13 protein-coding genes are annotated in these 18,861 nt (G+C 67.6%); 8 read left to right on the top strand and 5 right to left on the bottom strand.

What is annotated here, in order from left to right:
- Positions 1–43: 43 nt before the first annotated feature.
- Entirely contained in the window at positions 44–526 is a 483-nt protein-coding gene (locus FYM52_RS03410; RefSeq protein ID WP_042418590.1) for an Lrp/AsnC family transcriptional regulator, read from the top strand.
- Between the two features lie 70 nt (positions 527–596).
- Positions 597–2,258, top strand: coding sequence for an MFS transporter (locus FYM52_RS03405; RefSeq protein WP_042418633.1), 1,662 nt, complete (start codon positions 597–599; stop codon positions 2,256–2,258).
- Between the two features lie 303 nt (positions 2,259–2,561).
- Here FYM52_RS03405 and FYM52_RS03400 read toward each other — a convergent pair whose 3' ends face one another.
- The gene (locus tag FYM52_RS03400) at positions 2,562–3,788 is read right to left on the bottom strand and encodes a murein transglycosylase A (protein WP_238826104.1); all 1,227 of its coding nucleotides are present in this window, start codon (positions 3,786–3,788) and stop codon (positions 2,562–2,564) included.
- Between FYM52_RS03400 and FYM52_RS19030 the strand changes: the two genes are divergently transcribed.
- Positions 3,736–3,864, top strand: a complete 129-nt coding sequence (locus tag FYM52_RS19030) for a hypothetical protein (RefSeq protein ID WP_255446749.1) — start codon at positions 3,736–3,738, stop codon at positions 3,862–3,864. The two genes, FYM52_RS03400 and FYM52_RS19030, sit on opposite strands and share 53 nt — an antisense overlap.
- A 129-nt stretch (positions 3,865–3,993) precedes the next feature.
- A complete protein-coding gene (locus FYM52_RS03395; RefSeq protein WP_154163098.1) occupies positions 3,994–4,656 on the top strand; it encodes an OmpA family protein in 663 nt (220 codons plus the stop codon).
- A 164-nt stretch (positions 4,657–4,820) separates the two neighbouring features.
- Here the strand turns inward: FYM52_RS03395 and FYM52_RS03390 are convergent, their stop codons facing one another.
- The 4 genes from FYM52_RS03390 to FYM52_RS03375 form a co-directional block, all read right to left on the bottom strand.
- Positions 4,821–5,459, bottom strand: a complete 639-nt coding sequence (locus tag FYM52_RS03390; RefSeq protein WP_042418598.1) for a response regulator transcription factor — start codon at positions 5,457–5,459, stop codon at positions 4,821–4,823.
- Positions 5,460–5,464: 5 nt separating this feature from the next.
- Positions 5,465–7,417, bottom strand: coding sequence for an ATP-binding protein (locus FYM52_RS03385; protein ID WP_154163190.1), 1,953 nt, complete (start codon positions 7,415–7,417; stop codon positions 5,465–5,467).
- An 89-nt stretch (positions 7,418–7,506) separates the two neighbouring features.
- Positions 7,507–8,325: a carbon-nitrogen hydrolase family protein gene (locus FYM52_RS03380; protein WP_154163097.1), complete on the bottom strand. Its 819-nt coding sequence runs from the start codon at positions 8,323–8,325 to the stop codon at positions 7,507–7,509.
- Complete coding sequence (locus FYM52_RS03375; RefSeq protein ID WP_238826108.1) at positions 8,322–12,215, bottom strand: YhdP family protein; 3,894 nt, start codon at positions 12,213–12,215, stop codon at positions 8,322–8,324. The genes FYM52_RS03380 and FYM52_RS03375 overlap by 4 nt, the downstream gene beginning before the upstream one ends.
- Positions 12,216–12,425: 210 nt before the next feature.
- Between FYM52_RS03375 and glnE the strand changes: the two genes are divergently transcribed.
- The 4 genes from glnE to FYM52_RS03355 all read left to right on the top strand — a co-directional run bounded on the left by glnE (position 12,426) and on the right by FYM52_RS03355 (position 18,841).
- Positions 12,426–15,164 (top strand): bifunctional [glutamate--ammonia ligase]-adenylyl-L-tyrosine phosphorylase/[glutamate--ammonia-ligase] adenylyltransferase, encoded by a 2,739-nt coding sequence (gene glnE, locus FYM52_RS03370; protein ID WP_154163095.1) that lies wholly within the window; start codon positions 12,426–12,428, stop codon positions 15,162–15,164.
- Positions 15,165–15,244: 80 nt separating this feature from the next.
- Positions 15,245–16,444, top strand: coding sequence for an HD-GYP domain-containing protein (locus tag FYM52_RS03365; protein WP_043378518.1), 1,200 nt, complete (start codon positions 15,245–15,247; stop codon positions 16,442–16,444).
- A gap of 309 nt (positions 16,445–16,753) precedes the next feature.
- Positions 16,754–18,133: an adenylosuccinate lyase gene (purB, locus tag FYM52_RS03360; protein ID WP_042416369.1), complete on the top strand. Its 1,380-nt coding sequence runs from the start codon at positions 16,754–16,756 to the stop codon at positions 18,131–18,133.
- Between the two features lie 147 nt (positions 18,134–18,280).
- Entirely contained in the window at positions 18,281–18,841 is a 561-nt protein-coding gene (locus FYM52_RS03355) for a YaeQ family protein (protein ID WP_154163094.1), read from the top strand.
- The last annotated feature ends 20 nt before the right edge of the window (positions 18,842–18,861 follow it).

Below are 18,861 nucleotides of genomic sequence, written 5' to 3'. Positions count from 1 at the left end.
AAATCCACTATTGAGCAAGAATCTTGCTCAAACAAGGGTTAACGTGAATCAATTGGACAAATTTGACCTGGCCATCCTGACCCACCTGCAGGCCGACGGACGCCTCACCAACGCCGAGCTGGCGCAGCGCGTCGGCCTGTCCGCCGCCCCCTGCTGGCGCCGTGTGCGGGCGCTGGAGGCGGCCGGCTACATCCTGGGCTACCACGCTGCCATCGATCGCCACAAGATCGGCCTGGGCGTGCTGGCCTTTGTGCGCATCGATGCGGAAATCAGCTCCGGCGCCCGCACGCGCGAGATGGAAGAGGCGATTCGCGCCATCCCGGAGGTGGTGACCTGCCACTACATCAGCGGCAAGGGCATGTTCGAGCTGCAGGTGGTGGCCAAGGACCTGGAGAGCTTTTCGCAGTTCACGCGCCGCGTGCTGCTGAACCTGCCGAACGTGAAGGACATGCACACCAGCTTTTCGCTGGGCGAGGTCAAGGCCAGCCCCGTCTGGCCAATGCCCCCCGTGCCCTCCGGGCTATAGCGCCCCAGGGCTTGGACCCTGTCCAAACCTGGACTGCAAGAAAATGCCGCTGCCGCGACAATCGCCGGTGATGCCAGACCACCAAGCCCCTCCGTCGCACACGCCCCAGCCGGGGCGGATTCTTGAAGAACCGGGTGCCACGCCCAGCACGCAGGCTGCCAAGCCCGTGTCCACCTGGGCGCCGCTGGCGGCCTCGCCCAGCTTCCGCATGCTCTGGGGCGTCACGCTGGCCGCCAACATCTGCATGTGGATGAACGATGTGGCCGCAGCCTGGATGATGACCTCGCTGACCACCTCGCCGGTGCTGGTGGCCCTGGTGCAGACGGCCTCCACACTGCCGGTCTTTTTGCTGGGCCTGCCCAGTGGCGCGCTGGCCGACATCCTGGACCGCCGCCGCTACGTGATTGCCACGCAGTTCCTGGTGGCCACGGTGGCGGTGCTGCTGTGCATCACCGTGGCCATGGGCTGGATGACCGCGCCGCTGCTGCTGGCCCTCACGTTTGCCAACGGCATCGGTACGGCGATGCGCTGGCCGGTGTTCTCGGCCCTGCTGCCGGAGATGGTCAGCAAGTCCCACCTGCCCTCGGCCATGGCCCTCAACGGCGTGGCCATGAACGCCTCACGCATCATCGGCCCGCTGGTGGCCGGCGGCATCATCGCCAGCCTGGGCAGTGCCTGGGTGTTTGTGCTGAATGCCGTGCTGTCCATCATCTCGGGCATCGTGCTGGTGCGCTGGAAGCGCCACCAGCCCGAGAACCCGCTGGGCCGCGAGCGCCTGCACAGCGCCATGCGCGTGGGCCTGCAGTTCGTCAAGGAATCGCCGCGCATGCGCGCCGTGATCGCACGCACCGTGGCCTTCTTCTTCATGTCCACGGCCATCATGGCGCTGCTGCCGCTGACGGCCCAGCGCTTCGAGGGGCACTTCGTCGGCGGCGCCGGCACCTTCACCATCCTGCTGGCCTCGATGGGCGCGGGCGCCATCGTCAGCGCCATGTTCCTGCCGCGCCTGCGCCAGGCGCTGGGCGAGAAGCTGGTCATCGTCGGCACCTGCACCATGGCGCTGGCCACCGTGGGCATCGCCCTGGTGCCGCACCTGCTGCTGGCCATCGCCTGCATGATGGTCGCGGGCATGGCGCTGATCTCCACCGCCAACAGCCTGGGCGTGAAGGCCCAGATGGCCCTGCCCAACTGGGTGCGCGCGCGCGGCATGGCGGCCTACCAAATGTCCATCATGGGCGGCACGGCCATCGGCGCGGCGCTGTGGGGCAAGGTGGCCTCGCTGACCAGCGTGCCCACCAGCCTGCTGTGCGCCGCCGCCACCGGCGTGCTGGTGATGCTGCTGGTGCAGCGCCTGGTGACCGAGCGCCAAGCGCTGGAGGACCTGAGCCCCTCCAAGGCCTGGACACCGCCCACGCACGACCAACCCGAAAGCGGCCGCGTGGTGGTGCAGATCGAATACCGCATCAACCCGGCCAAGGCCAAACGCTTTCGCACGCTGATGCAGGAAAGCCGCCGCAGCCGCCTGCGCCAGGGCGCCGTGGGCTGGAGCCTGCTGCACAGCATGGAGCAGCCCGAGCGCTATGTGGAACAGATCGTGGACGAATCCTGGACCGAGCACCTGCGCCGCTTCGAACGCGTCACGGCCGCCGACGTGGCCCTGCGCGAGCGCAAGCTGGCCTTCCACGTGCTGGACCAGCCGCCGCGCGTGAGCCGCTTCTTCGAAACCGACTGAAGCACGGCCGGCCGCCCCTGCTGGCCCAGCAAGACATCAACGCCACCCGCGCGGCGCGGCGGGGCCGCAGGCTCGTACGGCGCATGCCTGCATACGGCTTGCGGCTTGCGGCGCCATCGTGACCACCTTCCTGCGGTGCGCATGACCGTGGGCCACGCTGGCGCGGCACAAAAAAGGCTGCCGAAGCAGCCTGGGTGCAGGGTGGACGATTAGCAAAAATAAGAGCTGGTAGCGCTTATCCAGCCATGCTTTCAAAGATAAAACACCTTGAAAGCGCCAGCAGACGCGCGCCAGCCGCTCCGTTTATTGCTGCGGCACCGGCAGGCCCTTGGGCCACAGCGCCCACAGCCGCAGCGGCTGCTTGATGCGCCCGGCCAGATCCCCGGCGCTCTTGCCCCAGCCCATGAAATAGTCGGCCCGCACCGCGCCCACGATGGCGCTGCCCGTGTCCTGCGCCATCACCAGGCGCTTGTATTCCACCTCCATGCCCTTGGAATACAGCCACACCGGCGTGCCGTAGGGGATGCTGCCGCGGTCCACCGCGATGGAGCGCCCCGGCGTCAGCGGCACGCCCTGTGCGCCCTTGGGGCCGAAGGCCGCATCCAGCCCCTCCAGCGGTTCTTCCTTGAAGAACACATAGCGCGGGTTGCTCCACAGCATTTCCTGCACGCGGTCGGGGTTCACGGCAATCCAGGCGCTGATGCCGGGCCAGCTGGCGTCGGTGATCAGGCCCCGGTCCAGCAGCCAGCGGCCCACGCTCTTGTAGGGCTGGTCGTTGGTGCCCGCATACGCCAGGCGGATCTGGCGCACGCTGCCATCGGGCTCGGTGATGCGCAGGCGGCCCGAGCCCTGGATGTGCAGCACCAGCGCCTCGACCGGGTCGTTCAGCCAGGCGATCTCGCGCCCGGCCAGCGCGGCCTGGGCCTCCGGCAGGGTCTCGATCTGCTGGCGCGTGTACCAGGGCTTGCGCGTGCCCAAGCTCTGCGGCGTGCGGTACAGCGGGATGTTGAACTCGGCCGTGCGCACGCGCGAGCCGACCATCTCGGGCTCGTAGTACGAGGTCAGCATGCCTTCCGAGCGGCCATCCAGCGACTCCACGCGGTACGGCTGCAGCTGCGTCTGCAGCCAGTGACGCTGCTCGGCCGGGCTGGCAATGCTCAGGCGGCGCACATCCTTGCACAGGCCCGCCAGGGCCGCGTGGGGCCGCTCGCAGTTGCGCAGCCAGGCGTTCCAGGCTTCGTGCAGGGCATCGTCGTCAAAGCCCGGCAGCTCGGCCCAGCGCACCGGCAGCCAGCGGCTCTTGGCGCGCAGCGAGGGTGGACCCAGCGGGGCCGTGTCGATGACCGCACCCGTGGGAAAACTGGTGCTCGGACCGTCTTGGGACGTGGAGGCAGGGGGAACGCGGGGGCCGGAGGAGCAGGCGGCGAGGGTGCCTACAATCAGCGCCATCGACACACGAAGCAGGAGAGATACGGTCATGGGCCTGATTTTGCTTGAAGCTTTGCTGGCTTTGGTGATTTTGCTGGGCATTGTCTGGTGGACCATGTTCCAGGGTCGCAGCAAGGGGGAACTGCCCCCCCAGGACGAGCCCCGCGACCCGCACTGAGGCCGCACGGCGAGGGCAAATTCCTACGCCCGGCATCAGGCGTGACCGATAGACCTGGCCATGGCGATTCACACAATGGTCCCACGCACGGCGCGACAGCGCCGTGCCACCATGAAAAGGAATACAACCATGCGCAAGAATCTGACCCTGGCCGCCACCGTGGCGGCCGCCCTCATCCTCTCCGGCTGTGCCTCGGACGGCACCTCCGGCATGAGTGACACCCAAAAACGCACCGCCATCGGCACCGGGGTGGGCGCACTGGCCGGCGCTGCCATCAGCGCGGCCACCGGGGGCAAGGCCGGTGTCGGCGCCGTGGCGGGCGCCGCCGTGGGCGGCATCGGCACCTACATCTGGTCGCAGAACCAGGAAAAGCGCAAGCAGGAAATGGAAGCCGCCACCCGGGGCACCGGCGTCAACGTGGTCCAGACCCCCGACAACCAGCTGAAGCTGGAGATCCCCAGCGACATCTCGTTCGACACCGGCCGCTACGACATCAAGAGCAACTTCGCCCCCATCCTGGACCGCTTTGCCGAAGGCCTGCGCACCAGCCCGAATGCCGAGGTGCGCATCGTCGGCCACACCGACAGCACCGGCTCGGACGCCATCAACAACCCGCTGTCGCTCAACCGTGCCAACAGCACGCGCGACTACCTGATGATGCGTGGCGTCAGCGGCAGCCGCATCCACACCGAGGGCCGCGGCTCCTACCAGCCGATTGCCTCCAATAGCACGAACGAAGGCCGCGCCCGCAACCGCCGCGTGGAAATCTTTGTCGGCGAGCGCGCGCAGTAACGCACCCAAAAGCATAGCTATTGGCGCTTAACAGACAAGCGCCAGACAGCAAAAAGGCTCTGAATGCATTCAGAGCCTTTTTTGATGGCGTGGTGCACAACCACCACCGCCCGACGCCATGGGACGTCCCCGCACGCGAGGTGCGCAGGGGCGCCCCGAGCGCGTTACAGCTGGCCGTGCGCCCGCAGCAGGTTGGCCAGTTCCACGGCCGATTTGACCTGCATCTTGTCGAAGACGCGGGCGCGGTGCACTTCCACCGTGCGCACGCTGATGTCCAGCTGGTCGGCGATCAGCTTGTTGGGCACGCCCTCGACCACCAACTGCATCACGCCGCGCTCGCGGTCGGTCAGCTCGCCCAGGCGGCTGAGCAGCACATGGCGCAGGGCCGTGGCCTCCAGGTACTGGGCCGACTGCTGCAGCGCCTGCTCGATGCGGTCGACCAGCACATTGTCCGAAAACGGTTTTTCACAGAAGTCGAAGGCCCCCTGCTTGACGGTCTGCACGGCGGTCGGCACATCGGCGTGGCCGGTCAGAAAGATCACGGGCACGGTCTGGATCAGGCCCTCGCGCTGCTTGAGCAGGTCGAACAGCGACAGGCCGGTCATGCCCGTCATGCGCACGTCCAGCAACAGGCACTGGGGATGGCGGGGCACGGGGCGCTCGGCCAGCATGGACAGAAAGTCTTCGGCGCTCGCAAAGCTCTCGCTGTACAGGCGCCGCGAACGCAGCAGCCACGCCAGGGCGTCACGCACATCCGCATCGTCATCCACGATATACACCGTGGCATTGGTCACAGGTTCCATGGGAATCAGCTTAACTGGTCTTGAAGGCCCGCCACCGGCAGGCTGAAGGTAAACACCGTGCCCCGTGGGGCATTCGCGGCATGGCGCAATTCTCCACCGTGCTGCTCCAGCACGGTGCGGCACATGCTCAGCCCCAGGCCCATGCCCTCGTCCTTGGTGGTGAAGAAGGGGGTGAACAGCTGCTCGGCCACCTCGGGCGGAATGCCGCAGCCCTGGTCCTCGACCGCGAACACCACGCGCTGCGCGGCGTCGTCCCACAAGGCGCGCATGTGCAGCGCCTTGTGCGCCGGCGGCGCCTGCTCCATGGCCTGCATGGCGTTGCGCGCCAGGTTCAGCAGCACCTGCTCGATCATGGTGGCGTCGCAGACCACGGGGGGCAGGCGCGGCTCGATGTCCACCTGCACCTGCACGCCCAGCTTGCTGGCCTGCATGCGCACCAGGGGCATGACAGCGTCCAGCAGCTCGGTGGCGGTGATGCCTTCGTGCGTCTGGCTGCGGCGGCGCACAAAGTCGCGCACGCTCTTGATGACCTTGCCCGCGCGGTCGGCCTGGAAGGCGATGCGCTGCATGGCCGAGCGCAGCTCGTGCAGGCGCTGGCGCAGGGCGCCGGCCTCCAGCCGCTCCAGGTCGCCATCCTGCGCCAGCAGGTTCAGCGAACCGTTGGCGTAGCTGGACATGGCCATCAGCGGCTGGGTCAGCTCGTGGCTGAGCAACGAGGCCATTTCCCCCACCGTGGCCAGGCGCGCCGTGGCCTGCAGGCGCTCGTGCGAGGCCCGGGTCAGCTCCTCCATGCGGCGCTGCTCGGTGATGTCGATGAAGGCACTCATCCAGCCGGTCTGCTGGCCCTGGGCATTGATCAGCGGGGCTTCGAAGATCAGCACCGGAAAACGCGTGCCATCCTTGCGCATGAACACCGACTCATGGCCTTCGCGCGCCGCCGGAATGGCCCCGGCCAGGCGCCGTGCCTGCCGGCGCACGTATTCCTCGGCCAGCTCGGGCGGCCAGTAGGGGGCAAAGCTCTGCCCCAGCAGCTCTTCAGCGCTGAAGCCCACCATGGCGCAGAACGCCGGGTTGACGTAGCTGATGCGGCCCTGCAGGTCGCGCGCACGCAGCCCGGTGATGAGCGAGTCCTCCATCGCCTTGCGGAAGGCCAGGGCGTCGCCCAGGTCGCGCTCGGCGCGCAGGCGGCGGCGGTTGTCGCGCACCAGCACCACCAGCACAGAGCCCAGGGCAATCGCCATGCCGGTGACCAGGGCCGTCAGCACGTTCGGGAAGACGCTGGGCGCGCGGTGCCAGCTGTCCATGCGCAGCACCATGGTGTTACCCGGCAGGTCCAGCAGGTGCTGGGCCGTGAACACGCGCGAGCCGCGCCAGGCCGCGCCCACCAGCGCCAGCCGCGTGCCGTCGGGCTCGGTGAATGAGACTTCCTGGCTCTGCGTGAGGTTCTTGCTGACCTGGGTGGTCAGGATGTTCTGCAGCGAATAGGTGCCCACCATGTAGCCCTTGATGTGGCCGGCCTCCATCTGCGGCAGGCACACCTCCATCAGCTCGGCGCCCATGGCCTCGCCCAGGATCTGGAAGTAGCTGGGCGAATACGACGGACTGCTGGTGCGCTTGGCGTTGGCACAGGCCGTCACCGCGTGGCTGAAGGATTCCTCGCGCAGGTCGGTGTCCCACACCACCGAGCGATAGGGTGTTTCCGCCACCTGGCGGATGTCCATGTCCTCGCCGCGCCACTCCACGCGCAGCAGTTCACGGCGCACCTGCAGCATCTCGGCCACGCGCACGCTCCACTGCTCGGGCGTGACGTGCAGGGCGTTCACCGCCTGCAGGTCCTGCAGGTTGCGCCCCAGCGCGGAGCGGATCTCGACCACCGCCTGCGCGGCATCGCGCTCCAGCTTGTCCTGCACCTGCGAGGCTTCGTAGCGCCCGGCCAGCCAGACCATGATGATGAGCATGCCGGCCACCAGCACGACCAGCAGGGTCCACAGGGACCAGCGGCGCCAGGCGCTGTGCCAGCGCTGCCAGGGCCAAGGTTGCAGCGGATTTACAAACAACGGTGCTCCAGGGCAGGCAGGCGCTGGCGCACCTGCTGCAAAAATGAGAGTTCCAGGACGGCGAAGCTGATGCCCGGCCCGGCTTGTTCCTGCTGGGCCACGATCTGCCCCCAGGGGTCGACCACCATGCTCTGGCCCCAGGTCTGGCGCCCGTTCGGGTGCTTGCCGCCCTGGGCGGCCGCCAGCAGCCAGCACTGGTTTTCAATCGCCCGCGCGCGCAGCAGCACCTCCCAGTGCGCCTGGCCCGTGGTGTGGGTGAAGGCCGCCGGCACCAGCAGAATGTCGGCCCCCAGGGCCGCATGCTGGCGATACAGCTCGGGGAAGCGCAGGTCGTAGCACACGCTCAGCCCCAGCTTCCAGGTCTGGCCGCTGCGGTCCGTGATCGTCGCCACCACGGGCGTGGCCCCGGGCTCGATCACGGCGGTCTCGTCGTAGCGCTCGCTGCCCGTCGCAAAGCGGAACAGGTGGATCTTGTCGTAATGCGCCACCTGCCGGCCTTGCGGGTCGAACAGCAGGCTGGTGTTGCGCACCTTCTGGGCGTCCGCGCCGCGGATCGGCACCGTGCCGGCCACCAGCCACACGCCGTGCGTGGCGGCCATCTGCCCCAGCGCCTGCTGGACCGGACCGGTGCCCAGCGGCTCGGCCCATGCCAGCTTGTCGGTGTCGCGCCAGCCCATGCCGCAGAAATACTCGGGCAGCACCAGCAGCTCGGCCCCTTCGCTGCTGGCCTGTGCCACCAGCTGCTGCGCCGCCCGCAGGTTCTCCGCGACGTCGGGGGTGGAAACCATTTGCAAGACCGCGACTTTCATGGGCGTCCTCCGGGTGGGGTGGTGGGGGCCTCGCTGGCCGCCGGGGCGGCGGCCGGGCGTTTGCGCACGGGATCGACCACGGGGTCGCTCCAGGTGCCGTGCAGGTGGAAGGTGCGCGTGGCCGCCTCCATCAGTGGCCCGCGCAAGAAGACCTGGGCCAGGAAGCTGCCCAGGCCGATCACCGGGTTGATGGCCGTGGCCGCCAGCGACGCCGTCATGGCGTTGATCTCGGGCACCACCACCACGGTCACGTCCTGCGTCTCGTCCACCAGGCTGGCCTGGCCTTCCATCAGCACGGCGGCATTCAAGCCCTTCATCTGCAGGTTGTTGGTGCGCGCCACGCCCTGGACCACGTTCACGTCGCCGCGGATGAAGTCAAAGGCAAAGCCCTGGCTGAAGACATCGCGGAAATCCAGGGTCACCCGGCGCGACAGCGACTGCAGGCTGAGCACGCTGAGCAGCTTGCCCATGCCGGGCTCCGCCTTCAGGAACTGCCCCTTGTCCACCTGCAGGTGCACCGCCCCGTCCATGCTCGGCCAATGCGGCGTGATGGGCGAACCGCGCCAGGCGATGTGGCCGCTCAGCTGGCCACGGCCATCGCGGATCACGCCCTCCATGCCGAAGCGGTCCAGCAGTTGCCCGGCGCTGTCCATGTCCAGCAGGAAACTCAGGTGCGTGGTACGCGCAGCACCCGGGCGTGCTGCGCCCCAATAGCCATTCGCCTTCCAGCGGGCCTCCTTGGTGGTGAGCTGGAATTGCTCCAGCAACCACTCCCGCCCCGCCTCGCCGGCGCGGTTGCGGGCCTGCAGCGACAACTGCCCCAGCGCCTTGCCCGCAATCTCCAGGCGCTCCACCTGGATGTCCAGGGCCGGCAGGCTGTCCGGGTCCACATCGTCGGGCGGTGCCTGGTCCAGGCGCTGCGCCTCGGCCTTGGGGATCGACAGGTGGGACAGGCGCGCAAACAGGCGCCCCGTGCTGCCGCCCGCACTGGCGGAGCGGTATTCGACATAGCCGCCAAACTGCTGGGCCTGCAATTGACCGCGCCAGGTGTCGCCGCTGTGCACCAGGTCGGCCTGAACACCGACCAGCTCGCGCTGGCGCAGCAGCAGGCGCGGCACGCGCAGCTCCAGGCGCTGGGGCAGGTAGCTCTGGACCTGCGCCGGCACGGCGCTGGCGCCACTGCCGCCGCCCGCGTCCAGCACCGCCAGCCAGGCATCGGCATCCAGCGTGGGCCACTGCACCTGCGCCACCACCCCGCTGTCGGGCAGGCCCTGCTTGGGCCACTCGCCCAGCACGATGCGCCCGGCAAGCACCCGCGCCGGTTCGACGGACACGTCCTGGGCATACACCACCTGGCCGCGCCCGGCCACCTCCACCCGCAACTCCTGGCGATGGGCGGCATCCAGCGTCTGCGTCACTTCCAGCCCCAGGCTGTCCTCGGCAGGCTTGTTCAGCGGGGCCGGCAGGCGCAGGGCCAGGCCGCGCAGGTCCGAACGCACCACCACCGTCTGCTGCCCCTGCCTGGCCACCACGCTGACGCTGTAGGCGGCCCGGCCCTCGGCATGCTCCGCCAGCTGCGTGGCCACCGGCAAGCTGCCATCCTTCTTCAGTCCCAGGGCCGTGGCCTGCCCCTGGGCCTGGATGCGCACCCCATCCTTCACGGAGGCCATGCCGCCGTCCAGCTTGATCGGTCCGCCCAATGACTGCCCCTGCACCCCGGCCAGGGCAAAGCCCTGGTCGCTGAAGCGCACCTCGCCCCCCAACTGCTGCAGCAGCGGCGTGGAGGCGGTCAATTGCAGACTGTTGCCGCGCAAGCCCAGGCGCCCCTGCACCCGGGTGCGCTCCAGGTGGTCAATCGGCAGGTCCAGCTCAAACGCCAGGCTGGCCGGACCCTGGGCCTTGGCCGTGTCCAGCGCATGCTCGGTCATGGCGGCCAGGGGCGAGGTCTGCACCACCCCCAGCAGCGCCTGCAGCGGCGCCTGGCCTGCGACCTTGAGCGTCAGGTGCGGGTGGTTCAGATCGGGAATGCGCGCCTCGATGCTGTCCATGCGCAAGGCGCCCTGGCCCTGGAAGCCGGTGCGCGCCTGTTGCACCACCATGCTGTTGCCCTCGAACACCAGCGTGCCGCTCAGGTCCTGCAGCACCGGCCACGGAAGGTGGCCGGTGCCCAGCAGCCGCTGCGGGGCGAAGTCGTAGACCACGTTGCGCACCGGCGCCTGGATGTAAAAGCGCCCGCTGCCCGGCTGCTCGAACGGCATGTCGTGCAGGTTGCCGCGCACCTCGAACTGGACCTTGCGGCCCTCGCCCTGGCGCACGCTGTCGCGCACATAGTGGCGCGCCAGCTCCGGCACCTCCAGCGGCAGATAGCGGTGCACGCGCGCGCCGTCGGCCCGCTCCAGCTCCCCGGTCAGTTGCAGGTAGCCGGGCAGGCGGTCTTCCGGTGTCTCGCCCATGCGCCAACTGCCTTGCGCCTGGCCCTGGGCATCGGCATTGGCAAAGCGGAGGGTGGGCACATCCAGCCGGAGCTGGTCACGGTCCACCCGCCAGCGCACCTGCGCCTGCAGCGTGTCCATCGGGATCGCCGGCTCCTCGAACACCCCGGGGAAGTGCAACACCCCGGACTGCAGATCCAGGCTGGCCTTGCCACCGCGCTCGTCCAGCTCAAAGGTGGCATTCAAGCCCTCGACCCCGGGCAGTCCGGTCCCGTGCTCGGCCGGCTGCGGCTGGACCACCAGGCCGCTGACAAGCCCGCGCGCCTGGTAGTCGGTGGGCGAGACCCATTCCAGCTGCAGTTGCCGCACGGCGCCTTCGGGCTTCCAGCGCTGCAAAGGGGCCAGCACCTCGGCCGGCACCGGCAAGGCCTGGACCACCTGCGCGGCCATGGCGATGTCGGCATAGTCCAGGGACACCTGGGTGCGCGGTTGTGCCGCAGGCCCCGAGGTGCGCACCTCCCAGTTGCTGCTGGGCCAGTGCTGGCCATCCACCTGGACAAAGCTGAAATTCTGGCCGGACAGCCGCCAGGCCTGCTCCTGCCAGTCGACCTGCAGCCGGCCGTGCAACTGCTGCAGCTGCAAGGCCGGTACCTGGCTGTCGCGCCACTGTATCTGAGCCTGGGGCAGGGCTACGTCGGCCGACACGCCCACCGGTTGCCCGCGGGCCACATCGACCCAGACGCGCACCGCGCCGCGGGCCTCGATCGCCTGGATGCCCCAGGCCTGGGGCCAGGGCAAGGCCGGTACCTGGCGCATCTGCAAGGCGGCATACCACTGGCCATTCCAGCGCTGCCACGGGGGCAGGGACGAAGGCAGCAGCGGCTGGCGGAATTCCCCCACCACCTGCATGCGCTCGCCCTCCCCTGCCACGGGGGTGGCGTCCATGCGCAGCACGTGGTGCCAGTGGCGGTTGCGCACCACCACCTCCACATCGCGCCATTGCGTGGCCTCGGGGGACTGCTGTTCATCGGTGAACTGCACCACGCCATGCTGGATCACCAGCTCAGGCTGCTCCAGCAGCCACTCCAGGGCCCGGTTGTCCTGCGTGGCGTCGCTGGACACCACGTCCAGGCCCGCGACCTGCCAGCGCCCGTCCTGCAGGTGGCGCACATCCAGCTCGGGGGCGTCGATATACAGCTGCTCCAGCCCCAGGCGCAGCACCGAGCGCGCCGACACCGTCACCACCACGCGCTGCAGCTTCAGCGCCTGGCGCTGCTGCGGGTCCATGATGGACACACCGGACAGCTCGATGGTCGGGAACAGGCCTTCCGAGCGCGCCGTGAGGGCATCGATGCGCACCGGAGCCCCCAGGGCCTGCGTCGCCAAACGCTCCACTTGCACGCGCCACTCCCCAATTCGCGGCACAATGAATCCGTGCAGAGCCCCCCATACGCCCATCAGCATCAACCAGAACGCCAGCACCAGTCCCAAGGTCCAACGCGCCACGCGGGCCACGAGATGCAGCTTTCTTGAAGGAGGGGGAGGGCTCAGATCGATCATTCGTGGGTTCACCAGTGGCTGGAATTATCGCCCGCTTGCTCCGACCAGGGCAGGACATCCCGGGTAACGTCCACAGGACGCCGTGAACTCGCACAACCAGCGCCAAGCATGCAGATCGCAGACCCTATTCCGACGCCCGCGACAAGCCCCGCCGCCCATTCGCGCTTCTGGCAGCGCCTCCACCGCCGCTATGGCGACGTGCTGGCGTTGCTGCCCCCCGGACCTCCGACACGGCAGACCCTGGAACAGGCGCTCCAGGCCCTGCAAGCCCAGGGACACCCATTGTCAGCGGCCCTGCGCATGCTGCGACAACTGGCGATGGAACGCCTCATGGCGCTGGACTGCAGCCAGCAGGCCGACCTGGCCACCATCACCCAGGGGGTCACTGCCCTGGCCGAACTGGCGCTGGACCGCGCCTGCCAGCAGACGCGCCAGGAACTTGACGAACGCCATGGCCCGCTGCTGGGCGCCGACGGCCAGGCCGTGCCCCTGTGGATCATCGGCATGGGCAAGTTTGGCGCCCGCGAGCTGAATGTCTCCAGCGACATCGACCTGATCTATGTGTACGAGCACGAAGGCGAGACCCAGGGCCAGCCCGACGGGCGCGGCAAGATCAGCAGCCACGAATACTTCGGCAAAGCCGTCAAGGCAATCTACAGCCTGATCGGCGACACCACGGAGCATGGCTTCGTCTTCCGTGTGGACCTAGCACTGCGGCCCCACGGCAACTCCGGCCCGGCCGCCATCAGCCTGTCGGCGCTGGAGGACTACCTCCAGGTCCATGGCCGCGAGTGGGAGCGCTTTGCCTGGCTCAAGAGCCGCGTCGTGGCGCCGACCGCCAGCATCAAGGCACCCAACGTCCAGGCCCTGCGCTCCGTGGTCCTGCCCTTCGTGTTCCGCCGCTACCTGGACTACAACGTCTTTGACGCGCTACGCAGCCTGCACCGCCAGATCCGCGAACATGCGGCCCGCCGCAGCGCCGGGCACCCGGAGCGTGCCAACGACGTCAAGCTTTCGCGCGGTGGCATCCGAGAGATCGAATTCACGGTCCAGCTGCTGCAGGTGGTGCGCGGCGGACAGTTCCCGGAACTGCGCTGCCGCCCCACCCTTGAAGCACTGCAGCGCCTGGCCCGCGCCAACCTGATGCCGCAGGACACCGCCGACCAGCTGGCCCAGGCCTACACCTTCCTGCGCAACGTCGAGCACCGCATCCAGTACCTGGACGACCAGCAGACCCATGTGCTGCCGACGCGGGACGAAGACCTGGAATGGATCGCCCACACCATGGGCTATGCCGACACCCGCAGCTTCCTGCTGCAGCTGGATGCCCACCGGGAACTGGTGGCCCAGGAGTTCGACACCCTGCTGGGCAGCAACCAGTCCGACGGCTGCAGCAGTGGCATGTGCGGCGGACCGCGCGCGCCACAGAAGGCCCCGGCCCCCGAGCTGGACACCCTGATCGAACAGATTCCGCCGCTGATGGCCGCGCGCGTGGCCGAATGGCGCGAGCACCCCAAGGTGCGGGGCCTGCGTGACGAAGCCCGCAGCCGCCTGTTCCGCCTGGTGCAACAAACCGCCCAGCGCGTCAGCCAGGGACAGCTGGAGGAGACGGCCGCCATCCGCTTCATCAACTGGCTGGAGCCCTTGCTGCGCCGTGAAAGCTACCTGGCGCTGCTGCTCGAACGTCCCTCCGTCATCGACCGGCTGCTGCACCTGCTGGGGGCCGCCAAATGGCCGGCGCGCTACCTGCTGCAGCACCCCGGGGTGATCGACGAGCTGGCCAGCGAACAGCTGTTCACCGAACGCTTTGTCGCCGCCGACTTCGAGCACGAGATGGCACTGCGCCTGGCCGCCCTGGAGAGCACCGGCGAGGACGACGACGAAAACCTGCTGAACCTGCTGCGCCGCGCCCACCATGCGGAAACCTTCCGCACCCTGGCCCGCGACGTGGAAGGGGCCATCACGGTGGAGCAGGTGGCCGACGACCTCAGCGCCCTGGCCGACAGCGTGCTGCGCGTGACCGCCCAGTGGTGCTGGAAGCGCCTGAAGCAACGCCACCGCGACACCCCTAACTTCGCCATCATTGGCTACGGCAAGCTGGGCGGCAAGGAGTTGGGCTACGGCAGCGACCTGGACATCGTCTTCATCTTCGACGATGCCGATGAGAACGCCCCCGAGATCTACACCGCCTGGGTGCGCAAACTGATCAACTGGCTGACCGTCAAGACCGGTGAGGGCGACCTGTTCGAGATCGACACGGCGCTGCGCCCCAACGGCAACTCTGGCCTGCTGGTCAGCAGCTTCCAGTCCTACTCCGACTACCAGCAGCAGCGCGGCAGCAACACCGCCTGGACCTGGGAGCACCAGGCCATGACCCGCGCGCGCTTCGTGCTGGGCAGCGATGACCTGCGCCAGCGCTTCGATGCCGTGCGCGAGGCCGTGATCACTGCCCCACGCGATCCCCAGTCGCTGCAGGAAGAAATCGTCAGCATGCGCGAACGCGTGCGTGGCGCCCACCCGGTGCGCAGCGCCCTGTTCGACGTCAAGCATAGCCCGGGCGGCATGGTGGATGCGGAATTTGCCGTGCAATACTTGGTGCTGTCCCAGTCGGGCCAACACCCTGAATTGATCGGCAACGTCGGCAATATTGCCTTGTTGCAGCGCGCCGAAGCAGCCGGGCTGCTGCCCGAAGGGGTGGGCCAGCACGCCGCCACCGCATACCGCGAACTGCGCCGCATCCAGCACAAATCGCGCCTGGATGAGGGCAATGGCCAGGTCCCCGAGGCCACCGTGGCCCAGCACCGTGACGCCATCCTGGCGCTGTGGCATGCCGTCTTCCAGCGTTGAAACCTGGCATTGCGGGGTCTGCCCGCTAAAGACGCTCGCCCAAAAATGTAAAAATATGTTCAACCCTGTTTGTTGTTGCAATGAAACTCGTTGAACTCAATTTAGCGACCATTCCTTTTGGTCAGCCCATCCCGTTCGCACTGCGGGGCGTTGGCGGCAGCCTGCTGGCCAACAAGGGCTTCGTCATCCGCTCGGCCGAGGATCTGCGCATCCTGCTGGCCCGCGGGCAAACCTTGTTCGTCGACACCGACGAGTCCGGCGACAGCTACCGGGCCTTTCTGGCCCAGATCCAGTCGCTGCTGCTGTCGGACAAGCCGCTGAACCAGATCGCCAACATGACCATGCAGACCACCGCGGCCCCCGTGGAAAGTCTGCGTGATTCCGGACCTCCGGCCTGGCGCGAGTGGCAGCTGGGCCTGACGCAGCTGCTGCGCAACCCCCAGCCCGGCGACTTTGCCCAGCGCTTTGAAGACCTGTTCAGCGCACTGAACCAGTACCTGCTCAAAACCACGGACGGCACCTTGCTGGCCCTGATGCAGATGTCGGCCGAGGAAACGCGCTACTACAGCGCCACGCATGCCATGCTGACGGCGGTGGTCTGCATGACGGCCGCCCGTGAAACCCTGCGCTGGCCGGACAACCGGGTGCTGCCGCTGGGGCGCGCCGCGCTGAGCATGAACATCGGCATGGCCCAGCTGCAGGATGACCTGGCGCAGCAGACCACACCGCTGAGCCCGCAGCAGGCCCAGGAGATCGACACCCACTCGGACAGCTCGGTCGCCATCCTGCGCAGCATGGGCATCAGCGACCCGCTGTGGCTGGACGCCATCCGCGCCCACCACCACCGCGCGCCCGGCAAGCTGGCGGAAAAGACCCTGGGGCAGCAGATGGCCCGGCTGATCCAGCGCGCCGACATCTTCGGCGCCCGAATCGCCCCGCGCGCCAACCGCGACCCCATGTCCGTCACCTCGGCCATGCAGGCCAGCTACTACGACGAGACCAAGTCCATGGACGAAGCCGGCGCCGCCCTGGTCAAGGCCCTGGGCATCTACCCACCCGGCGCCTGGGTCCGGCTGGCCAGCGGGGAGACCGGCGTGGTCATCCGCCGCGGTGCCTCGGCGGCCACGCCGCGCGTGGCGGTGCTGCTCAATCGCGATGGCATGGCCACCGGAGAGCCGATCCCGCGCGACACCGCCCAGGCGGCCTGGAAGATTGTCAGCCCCGTCGCACACAAAGAAGTGCGTGTTCGCCTACCACTGGAAAAACTGCTGGCTCTATGATGGCCTGAAGCAAGACCCAGGCAGAAAAATTTTGGGAACTTTCCCCGAACTGCCTGCTCTGACTGCTTGACAGGGATTGGATCCTGCCAGTTTTAGTGTTGCGAAGCCTGCCCCGACTTGAGCGGTGGCTGTCCGTCTTGGGGTGCATCTCCTCCCTCCCTCTCTTAATTCGCTTCAGGACGCTTCGCAACCTTTTTATTTCGACGAAGGGCACCCGCCGCGGTGCCCTTGTTTTTTCCGGGGCCGCGTCCATGGGATGTGGAGACCCGGCAGTGCAGATCAAAGCCGGGCCACCTACAATCACGCCCCATGAGTCTGTCCACCATCTCCGCCCTCTCCCCGCTCGACGGCCGCTACGCCGCCAAACTTTCTGCCCTGCGCCCCATCATGAGCGAGCAGGGTTACATGCACCGCCGCGTGCAGGTGGAAATCACCTGGTTCATCGCGCTGTCGGATGCTGGCTTTGCGGAGTTTGCCCCGCTGTCGGAAGGTGCACGCACCTACCTGCACGGTCTGGTGAGCAACTTCTCCGAAGCCGACGCAGCGGCGATCAAGGAGATCGAGAAGACGACCAACCACGACGTGAAGGCCGTGGAGTACTGGATCAAGGGCAAGTTCGATGGCCGCCCCGAGCTGCAGAAGGCTGCGGAATTCGTGCACTTTGCCTGCACCAGCGAGGACATCAACAACACCAGCCACGCCCTGCAGATCCGCGTGGGCCGTGACATGGTGGTGCTGCCGGCGCTGGACCGCATCACGCTGAAGCTGCGCGAGATGGCGCACCAGTTCGCCGATGTGCCCATGCTCAGCCGCACGCACGGCCAGACCGCCAGCCCCACCACCGTGGGCAAGGAAATCGCCAACGTGCTGGTGCGCCTGCAAAAGGCCACGGAGCAGATCGCCAACGTCAAGGTGCTGGGCAAGATGAACGGCGCCGTGGGCAACTACAACGCCCACCTGTCGGCCTGGCCCGACTTCGACTGGGAAGCCTTCGCCAAGAAGGTCATCGAGACGCCCGAACCCCAGGGCCTGGGCCTGAACTTCCAGCCCTATTCGATCCAGATCGAACCCCACGACTACATGGCCGAGTTCTTCGACGCCGTGGCCCGCGCCAACACCATCCTGGTGGACTTCTCGCGCGACGTCTGGGGCTATGTCTCGCTGGGCTACTTCAAGCAAAAGCTGAAGGCGGGCGAAATCGGCTCGTCCACCATGCCGCACAAGGTCAACCCCATCGACTTCGAGAACGCCGAAGGCAACCTGGGCCTGGCCAACGCACTGCTCAAGCACCTGTCGGAAAAGCTGCCCGTCAGCCGCTGGCAGCGCGACCTGACCGACTCCACCGTGCTGCGCAACATCGGCGTGGCCCTGGGTTACGCCACCCTGGCCTACACCTCGCTGATGACCGGCCTGAACAAGCTGGAACTGAACGAGGAGCGCCTGCAGGAAGACCTGGACCACGCCTGGGAAGTGCTGGCCGAGCCCATCCAGACCGTGATGCGCCGTTACGGTGTGGCCGGTGCCTACGAAAAGCTCAAGGAAGTCACGCGCGGCAAGACCGTGCAGGCGGCCGATCTGCACCACCTGATCCGCAGCCTGGACATTCCCCAGGCCGACAAGGACCGCCTGCTGGCCATGACACCGGCCTCCTACATCGGCAAGGCGGCCGAGCTGGCCCGCCGCGTGTAACGCAAAACCATAGCTGACAGCGCTTGCCAAACAAGCGTTTCAGCCTTCAAGAGCTGCCAAAGCGAGGAAACACCTGCGCAGGCAGCTCTTGTTTTTGAAAAAATCTTTTCAGCCCGCCCGCGGGCACGCACAGCGAGAACGCCCGCCATGGCCCTGAAATCCACGGTTTACAAAGCCAACCTGTCGATCGCCGACATCGACCACAACTACTACGCCGACCACAACCTGACCCTGGCGCGCCACCCCAGCGAGACCGACGACCGCATGATGATCCGCCTGGTCGCGCTGGCCATCAATGCCTGGCAGCTGCAAGACCTGTGCAACGGCGACGGCACCCTGGGCTTTGGCGTGGGCCTGTCCGACCCGGACGATCCGGACGTGCACATCACCGACTTCACCGGCGCCAAGCGCCTGTGGATCGAAGTCGGCCAGCCCGAGGAAAAGCCCATCACCAAGGCCTGCAACAAGTCCGACCACGTGATCGTCTACCCCTTCAACCACGCGGCCAGCGTCTGGTGGAAGGGGCTGGAGGGCAAGGTGGGCCGCCAAAGCAAGCTGCAGGTGCACTTCATCCCCTCCGAGGTGGCGCAAGAGTTGGGCAACCTGGCCGAGCGCAGCATGCAGCTGCAGGCCACCATCCAGGAAGGCCAGCTGACCCTGTCCAGCGACAAGGGCACGGTGTTTGTCGAGCCCGAACGCTGGAAATAAGGCGTTTTCGAGGGGCGCGC

It is taken from the genome of Comamonas sp. CAH-2 (assembly GCF_009668305.1).
Taxonomy (GTDB): domain Bacteria; phylum Pseudomonadota; class Gammaproteobacteria; order Burkholderiales; family Burkholderiaceae_C; genus Comamonas; species Comamonas aquatica.
The sequence above is the reverse complement of the archived record's forward strand: the minus strand, read 5'-3'. Positions and strand labels throughout refer to the sequence as shown.

Bases quoted from the DNA above. Each gene is read 5' to 3' on its own strand.
- FYM52_RS03405 (WP_042418633.1), top strand. From the start codon at position 597: ATGCCAGACCACCAAGCCCCTCCGTCGCACACGCCCCAGCCGGGGCGG.
- FYM52_RS19030 (WP_255446749.1), top strand. From the start codon at position 3,736: ATGGGCCTGATTTTGCTTGAAGCTTTGCTGGCTTTGGTGATTTTGCTG.
- FYM52_RS03400 (WP_238826104.1), bottom strand. From the start codon at position 3,788: ATGCCCAGCAAAATCACCAAAGCCAGCAAAGCTTCAAGCAAAATCAGG.
- FYM52_RS03395 (WP_154163098.1), top strand. From the start codon at position 3,994: ATGCGCAAGAATCTGACCCTGGCCGCCACCGTGGCGGCCGCCCTCATC.
- FYM52_RS03390 (WP_042418598.1), bottom strand. From the start codon at position 5,459: ATGGAACCTGTGACCAATGCCACGGTGTATATCGTGGATGACGATGCG.
- FYM52_RS03385 (WP_154163190.1), bottom strand. From the start codon at position 7,417: ATGCTCATCATCATGGTCTGGCTGGCCGGGCGCTACGAAGCCTCGCAG.
- FYM52_RS03380 (WP_154163097.1), bottom strand. From the start codon at position 8,325: ATGAAAGTCGCGGTCTTGCAAATGGTTTCCACCCCCGACGTCGCGGAG.
- FYM52_RS03375 (WP_238826108.1), bottom strand. From the start codon at position 12,215: ATGGGCGTATGGGGGGCTCTGCACGGATTCATTGTGCCGCGAATTGGG.
- glnE (WP_154163095.1), top strand. From the start codon at position 12,426: ATGCAGATCGCAGACCCTATTCCGACGCCCGCGACAAGCCCCGCCGCC.
- FYM52_RS03365 (WP_043378518.1), top strand. From the start codon at position 15,245: ATGAAACTCGTTGAACTCAATTTAGCGACCATTCCTTTTGGTCAGCCC.
- purB (WP_042416369.1), top strand. From the start codon at position 16,754: ATGAGTCTGTCCACCATCTCCGCCCTCTCCCCGCTCGACGGCCGCTAC.
- FYM52_RS03355 (WP_154163094.1), top strand. From the start codon at position 18,281: ATGGCCCTGAAATCCACGGTTTACAAAGCCAACCTGTCGATCGCCGAC.